4 protein-coding genes are annotated in these 7729 nt (G+C 39.2%); 1 reads left to right on the top strand and 3 read right to left on the bottom strand.

Annotated features, from left to right (window positions below):
• The coding region (locus tag IIC38_19105) for a hypothetical protein (protein ID MCH8128035.1) at positions 1-1155 on the bottom strand (1155 nt) is incomplete at its 3' end.
• Positions 1156-1165: 10 nt separating this feature from the next.
• Entirely contained in the window at positions 1166-3130 is a 1965-nt protein-coding gene (locus IIC38_19100) for an SLBB domain-containing protein (GenBank protein MCH8128034.1), read from the bottom strand.
• Positions 3131-4411: 1281 nt separating this feature from the next.
• Between IIC38_19100 and IIC38_19095 the strand changes: the two genes are divergently transcribed.
• Positions 4412-5479 carry an SGNH/GDSL hydrolase family protein gene (locus IIC38_19095; GenBank protein ID MCH8128033.1) on the top strand — a complete coding sequence of 356 codons (1068 nt, stop codon included), beginning with the start codon at positions 4412-4414 and terminating at the stop codon, positions 5477-5479.
• A gap of 172 nt (positions 5480-5651) precedes the next feature.
• Here the strand turns inward: IIC38_19095 and IIC38_19090 are convergent, their stop codons facing one another.
• Positions 5652-7262 carry a M28 family peptidase gene (locus IIC38_19090; protein MCH8128032.1) on the bottom strand — a complete coding sequence of 537 codons (1611 nt, stop codon included), beginning with the start codon at positions 7260-7262 and terminating at the stop codon, positions 5652-5654.
• Positions 7263-7729 lie beyond the last annotated feature (467 nt).

The following is a 7729-nucleotide window of genomic DNA, read 5'->3' as shown; positions in this document are numbered from 1 at the left end:
ACTGTGCTTGTTGATCCGAACATAATACTCTTTTCCAAAAGCCCAAAAACAACTAAAAATAAAGGCTAAAAGACCGGAAATAAGAACCAATACTTTACGTTTTGGAAAACTTCTTATAATGGGAGGTACCGCTGCATCCAGCACTTGAACTGTAGGAGTATTTCTCGCTTCTTCTATCTTGGCCTGGTAGTACTGCTGATTAAGTAGAATCCAGACTGTCTCCTGAACCTTTAAGTTTCGAGTTAATTCAGCCAATTGTAATCCAATTTCCGGAACATCCATAAAGGGTAATTGGAACTCACTATTCGTTTGGTCTGTACTAATATTGCCATATAACATTTCCCGGTAAGGCCGGCGTAACTGTTCTAATTCTTGCCGGGCTTTTAGGATTAGTGGATTTTCCATTTTCATGGTCTGTTTCATAGTACCTATCTGGATTTCCTTAGCAATTATTTGCCCTTTTAGTTCTGCTGCTTGCTGTATGTACGATTTCATTTGTTCTTCAAGGAAGACGGCTTTGTTATTTTGCTGAAAAGCTGCAAGGTTCTGGGCTGCTTTTTTTAGGGCAATTCCTGTTTCGTCTAGTTGAGATTCGATATAAATACGTGAATTTTTGGCGCGCGAAACACTTTTTTCTTGATTCACTCTATCCAGTTCCTGAACATAAGCATTTGCAACATCTGCAGAAAGATACCTGCCTCTCATGGTTACGCTCACCTTAATGATACCTTCGTCATTCGCACTAAAACTGGTGTAGCCTTTTATGTCTATCAGAGCAACCTCTACAGAATCATAATCGAGAATTTCAAACAATGGCTTTTTATCGCTCTTAAAATTGAATTTTCTTTGTAATACACGTTGGTTTACAGTCCGACTTGATAATATCTGAACCAAAATATCCGATGAATTTGCACTTCCTGGTAACGAAAGTCCGGGAAATGACACGTCGGATAATACGCCAGCCATTGAGAACTTATCTTGTTCCTGGGGAGGCATCAAAGTTGTTACAGCGGTGTATTCACTAGGTAGTATGAACGAAATAATAATAGTTAGGATTACAACGATTCCAAAATTACGCAGAATCATCCAACGATGCTTTACCAGAACAACAATATAATCCAGAAGATCTACTTCATTTTCATTCTGATCTGACAATTCTTCCTCTTTATTTTGTAGAATTTTGAACCACCAGGTATACTGTTGCTAATTGTCCCATCACTAACATTGTATCCCGAAAGATCTTCCAATAGTCTCGATCCGGTTTACGCGGTACCCATATAATGTCACCCGCCAATAATTCTTTAACATCTTCATCATCCATAATCTCACCGGTAGATTTGATCACTTTAGTACGTCCAGGTCGTGCATCCCAGGTTACCCCACCTACTTGTTCGATGTAGTAATTTAGATTGGCGCCACTCTTAAACAAAACCCCACCCGGTTTGGCAACCCGGCCTGTTACTTCAACAACCTGCGGCGCCCTGGGTATGTAAATAACATCTTTATTCTTTAGGATAATATCCTGGGATCGATCTCCATCATTCCATAGACTATTAAAATTCACGACTACTTCTCCGACATCCTGGCTTTCTTTCATGACCAGGTATTCATATTCCAGATCCGTCATTTCATCCCGCCGCATGGCTTTGAGCCGTTCATATTCTCGATCTCTTTGAGCTGGCGTTGTTGGCCGAAACAACTTGGCTTCCTGCAGAAATGCATCCTTGGTTAACCCACCTGCAAGTTTGAGGATTTCGCTGAGAAATGTGCTGTCTTTGGTAATTGTGTAAATACCCGGGAACATGGCTTCTCCCTTAACTTCTACCGATGGGCCAACAAGCCATTCCGGAATGCGTCGAATAATAACACGGTCATATTCATCTAATTTAAGGTTTGCGCCATTGCCCATTCCTTTAAGAATGGTTTCAAGTGGAAACTTGATTCGTTTAACCGCTTTTTTGGGTTCGATTTGATCCAGTTGGGCTTCCAGTAAATGTGCGGTCCGTGTTGGTCCGCCTGCTTTCAAAATCAGATCCCGAAGGGTAAGATTCTGTTCAAGTGTAAAGACTCCCGGCCGCCTGACCTCACCGAGAATTTCAACCGTTTTGCGGTGGTTTTGCTCCATTAGAGAATAAATACGAATATGATCATCATCCTGCAAGATCGTAGAAGAAATAATGTTGGTATCTCTTACATCCACATACCATACTTCGCGCTCGCCATTTGCCAATCTTCGGCTAATCTCGACACGTTCCAGGTAAGCCAAAGGTCTAAGATCATCGGCCAGTGTAAACATGTCTTGTAATGATTCCGGGGTCGTTGGATCTAATTCATAGATGCCGGACCGATAGATCTCACCCGCAATCCGTATTGATGATTTGAGAGGTGGAACCTGAATAACATCCCCGGGTTGTAAGGGTGGTCCGCCTTGTCCCCAACCTTTGACGAGCAATTCATAAAGATCCACACGAACGACCTGGTCATTCGTACGGAGCAGTTGAATATTTCGAAGTGACCCATTTGGTGTTAAGCCGCCGGCGTTAAAAACCGCATCAAAAACTGTTTGCAATCCACTCAGGGTATATCTTCCCGGTTTATTTACTTCACCGACCACAGAGACCATTACCATCTTGGGTTGAATAAGCAATAATTCGAAATTCTTTTCGGAAAAATAACGGTCGAATAACTTTTTTAATTCCTCTTTTGCAGTTAGGAGTGAGTGATTGCCAAAATCAAAGACGCCAATAGCCGGAAGATAAGCTTTATTTTCTGCATTAATGGTTATGTCATATTCTCGTTGGGTCTTTCCAAGTAAGTAAATTCCAATCCTGTCGCCGGGTCCCAGCTGATAGTCTTCATTAACCGGCACAGCGCCGGGCAGATAGCTTTCCATATCGCGCGCAGTAAAAGCGCCCATTCCAATCCGGGATAACGTGTTCCAATCAAAAACCGATTCTCCGGATTTGTTGCCCTCAGCTTGTTTTACCTGTGCTTGTTGCACTTGTGCATGCCTTAAACTACTGCTTTGCGTCTGAGCATTCAAACGGAAAGATGAAACACCATGAATACAAAGGCTAAAAACAAGGAATCTAAAGATTAAAGAACGAGGTTGGAATTTTCTATTTGTCATTTTTTTACTTTTAAAATTTATAGTTTTTGGATTAATCACAAAAAGATAGACTTTACAAGTCGATTTTTCCACAAAGAATTATTCTCGGAACCGGCTGTAAATTATAGAGTACTTGCAATTATCAATGACCAATTAACAATGAGCAATGATCCAGTATTTTGAAAATTGAAATTTGTAATTTATTTGGTTTTTCAGTTTTTGTTATTTGTAACCATTAGTTTTTAGTAGCAAACATCCGGCATCCGGTATCTGGTATCTGGTATCTGATACAGCTCCGCCATTTGAGTCACAGGCATACAATAACCCACTGATAAATTTGGAATGGATATAGATCTTTCCGGGATATAACGATTTTATGAACGGTAAAACCGGTTGGGAATAGTGCTTCGCAGAAAAAAGTATACCAACCGAATGAAATATTATACCAAAATAGTTTAGAAAATCACTCTGTGAATTACAATATTAATCAACGGATCATTTTAACCTTTTGAGGATGATTTAGATAACTACTTGAATTAACTAAACCCCGGTCTTTGTTCTTAAAGTTGTTTGACTCAAATTTGTCTTCAGAAAGGGCTCTCCATAAAATTCTTAAACCAATCCGTTTGCGTTTATCTTTTACATCATTTGCTGATAAAGGACTTACACCTAAAATCAATTATGAGTATGCTTAACCAATTAGACATTTTCAATAAGATTTGGTGATTATTTAATTGTGACGAATTTTTAAATAGTTGGAAGAAGTTGAAAAAATTAGGGGTGATTGTTAATTACAATGAGGATTAAAATTAACTTTAATGTCTATCCTTTGATCGATTTTGTAGAACATAAAGTCCATATAAAGTCGAGATGCCATTTCTTATTGATAATGAGTCATGCCATTCATGAGACTTCTTCCTGAATACCACCACGTCCACATTGTTGTAAATCCATTAATGACTTCCCTATTCACCTCAACATTTACCTTCATTTCGTCTCCTTTAATTGCTTCAAATCCTTTTCTGCGCTTCCCAGGTACAGTTTCTTGTGAGGAAGTATGAAATAACATTAAAAGTATCTTTATTGTATAATCAACACAAATTGGATTAATTAAAAACAAATCGTTAACTTTGAAATCCTTCGTTATCTTCTTTTTATTTGTTGTTACTTTCCGTTATTTTGTTAATATAAATTAATAAACAATAGCTTCAGCCTTACTTCATAAAATTACATGACACAAACAAAAAAAATGATCATGGTCTTAGGCCAGCATTAATTAATCCGTAAAATGAGAGAGTGCCTATGGCTTTTGATATCAAAAAAAAGTTAATCTTCTCTACCATCTTACTTATTTTTAGTACGGTAGTCGCGTTATCAATTGCCGAAATTTCTTTTAGAGTATTAAAAAAAGGATACGGTAATGCTCCACATGAGTCGCACCGCATATTCCACCATGTTCATCCAGCTGAATATAGATTTCTATCGCATACCCCAACTGGCGAATACGGTGGCTATGAAATTTATTATGATGCAGATAGATTAGTGGCAAATCCAAGTACGATTCATGCAAAAAATGCCAATTCAACCTGTCGGGTAGCATTTCTTGGCGATTCATTCACAGAGGCAGGACAAGTGGCTTACAACGATTCATTCGTCGGTATTCTAGAACGCAATACAGATTGCGTTTTAAAAAATTATGGAATGTCGGGCTATAGCCCGATTTTTTATCTTTTGCAGTGGAAAAAGATAGTCAAAGAAGTTAATCCAACGCTTGTAATTGTACAACTATACAGTAACGATGTTTCGTCAGATGAAACCTATTTAGGAATAGCTAAAAAGGATGAAAATGGTGAAGTGATAGCGATACCTGGTCCCGAAGGAAACCGGATAACAAATCTACTCAGAAAATCATATTTAATGCGCTTTCTTCGTAAGGTGCAATTGCAGTTGATTTGGATGTATGAAAATAGAGAAAAGAAGAAAGATATTGTTGCTGGCATGGTGGAAGAAAATCCCAATATTACTAAATTAAGTGCTGACCTTATCAAAACACTAGCAAGAGAAATTGAGGCTTCAGGTGCACAGTTCATACTTACTGTTGTTCCCTCTAAGTTTAGAATTGCTAATAACAACATACACAATCAAACCCCACAGTTTTCAGATAAATGGCGGCTGTTTTCAAAGAAAAACAACATAACTTTTATGGACTTAACAAAGCCTTTTGAAAAAGAGGCGAAAAACGATGTTCAACTGTTTTTTGATAATGACATACATTTTAACGAAAACGGGCATATAATTGTTGCATCTGAGTTGAGCACACGCTACCCACATCTATTCAGAGCCATCAGAATTCGCCTAACAAATCGTTAAGCCGTAAGAGGAAAGTTAATCAAAATGAGGGGAGAAACAACCTATCATCACAAAGAAGCATCGACGGAGCGAAAGTAGACGCCGCAGTTTTTTGGAACTTCAACAAATAATGGAGTATGCATTACCCAATTCACTCAGCCTCTTCCCTGGGATGAATCGAGGGTCGAGTTAGTCACTCCACGGCCGTCATCATCTTACCATCCTTCGACAATCGATGGTCCAAATTCGCGACCTTCCAACCGGTTAAATAAATCAGGCGGGCAATTTTTTCCATTTTGTCAAATTTGATTTTGCCAACATCGTCCGTTTCTTTGTGATAATCCTCATGCGTGCCGGTAAAGTAAAAAATAATGGGGATATCGTGTTTGGCATAATTGTAATGATCGCTGCGAAAATAAAATCTTTCAGGGTCATCCACATTGTTATATTTATAATCCAGGTTTAAGCCGACAACCTGGTTTGCTGTTTCGTTCAGGTTATGTAATTCCGTCGAGATAAAATCAGAGCCAATAATATACACATCGTTGTCTTCGTTACGGCCAATCATATCTACATTCAACTGTACCACAGTCTTTTCCAATGGAATGATTGGATTGTCGGTGTAATAACGCGAACCCAAAAGCCCTCTTTCCTCACCCGAATGAGAAACAAACAACAGACTCCTCTTTGGCGGGTTCGGATTATTGGCAAAAGCCCTGGCAATTTCCAGAATTCCGGTTGTTCCGCTGCCATCATCGTCCGCACCATTGAAAATAGTTCCATCTTCAGAAATACCCAAGTGATCATAATGGGCGCCAAATGCCACAACTTCTTCTTTTAGATTGGGATCGGAGCCTTCGAGATAAGCGACTACATTCTGCGTCTTTTTAGCTTCAGTATGAATAATAACATCCAGGCTAATCGATATTGTTTTCAAAACAAATGAACTGGGTTTTTTAGTAGCTTCAATCTTTTCCTTTAAGGACTCAATACTGTTTCCACTCTCGGCAAGGATCGCGTTAGCGGCTTCATTACTGATTGTAAATCGGGGAATTCCTGCTTCCTGGTTTTGCAAGGTTATAGAAGGCCTATCGAGCCATCTTTTAAAACGAGCATATTGTTCCGGTATGGATTGACGTGAAACCGAAAAGACTGCAACTGCCCCTGCATTTTTAGCAGCTTCTATATTGGCATTCCTGCCTCTCCGTCCGGGTGCAGCTCCTGGACTGGCAAAGCTGGGCCTGCCGCTCATAACCAATACAATTTTTCCTTTCACGTTTAAACCTTTGTAATCATTGTAGCCGGATTTAGAATCGTTAAGCCCATATCCCGCAAATACAATAGAGGCATCGATGGTGAAAGATTGGCTGCCCTGGCCCCTGACAAAAAAATCATTGTACAGCGAAAATTTACGTGTCAATTTCGAACCATTACTGTTTTTGATCACTGAAATTGAAGAAGCCTTGTCCGTTTTGCTTTCCAGAACAAAAAATGTCTGCAGCATCGACCTCTCCCCTGGTGCGGGGGTTAAACCGGCTAATGCATATTGTGATTCCAGGAATTTTGCTGCAATTTGCAATCCTCTCTGGGTGGTACCTCTACCCTCCAATTCATCTGATGCAAGGAAAGACAATATTGCCTTCATTCCGTCAGCGTTAATGGCTTCAAAGCCTTTTCTCGCTTCCACCGGTACAGTTTCTTGTGCGGAAACCTGAAAGGATATAACAAGGATGATCAATAGCGCGTGAACAATCATCTTAATACCGAAATTTCTTTGATTGCAGGTATGATGTAGACAATTCATAATGGCTCTCCATTTTTACTGAGCAGAATAGTAATCAGAAAATATAAGTCTTATTTAAGTTGAGTTCGACATAAGTGAATTCATGGTTCGACTCCGCTCACCATAGTTTAAATTCGGCAGCCTGAGCCCTTCAGATTGATTATGTCGAACTCACGTTATTTACAAAATACAATATAAACCGTATATTTTCTAAGCTTCTTATCAAATATGATATTTGTTAAAGTGTAATAAAGATCGGAAAAAATATCTAAAGTATCTGGCTATGGCAAAAAAATGGAAAATTAAAGTGAACTGGTTCTCAAGTAGAAGGAGCTACATTAAGATCTCTTACAAACAAGAGCATCCAGAGCAGACAATAGTACCCCCGATGTATTGAAGTGGTTTACACAACTCATTACGTGACTGAAACCACTACGCTTAACTGAGCCACGACCCATACTGGAAACTTTCTTGCCTTCAAACCAAAA

The sequence above is a fragment of the candidate division KSB1 bacterium genome (genome assembly GCA_022566355.1).
Lineage (GTDB): Bacteria > Zhuqueibacterota > JdFR-76 > JdFR-76 > DREG01 > JADFJB01.
This window is presented reverse-complemented; position numbering and strand designations above follow the sequence as displayed.

Bases quoted from the DNA above. Each gene is read 5' to 3' on its own strand.
- IIC38_19100 (MCH8128034.1), bottom strand. From the start codon at position 3,130: ATGACAAATAGAAAATTCCAACCTCGTTCTTTAATCTTTAGATTCCTT.
- IIC38_19095 (MCH8128033.1), top strand. From the start codon at position 4,412: ATGGCTTTTGATATCAAAAAAAAGTTAATCTTCTCTACCATCTTACTT.
- IIC38_19090 (MCH8128032.1), bottom strand. From the start codon at position 7,262: ATGAATTGTCTACATCATACCTGCAATCAAAGAAATTTCGGTATTAAG.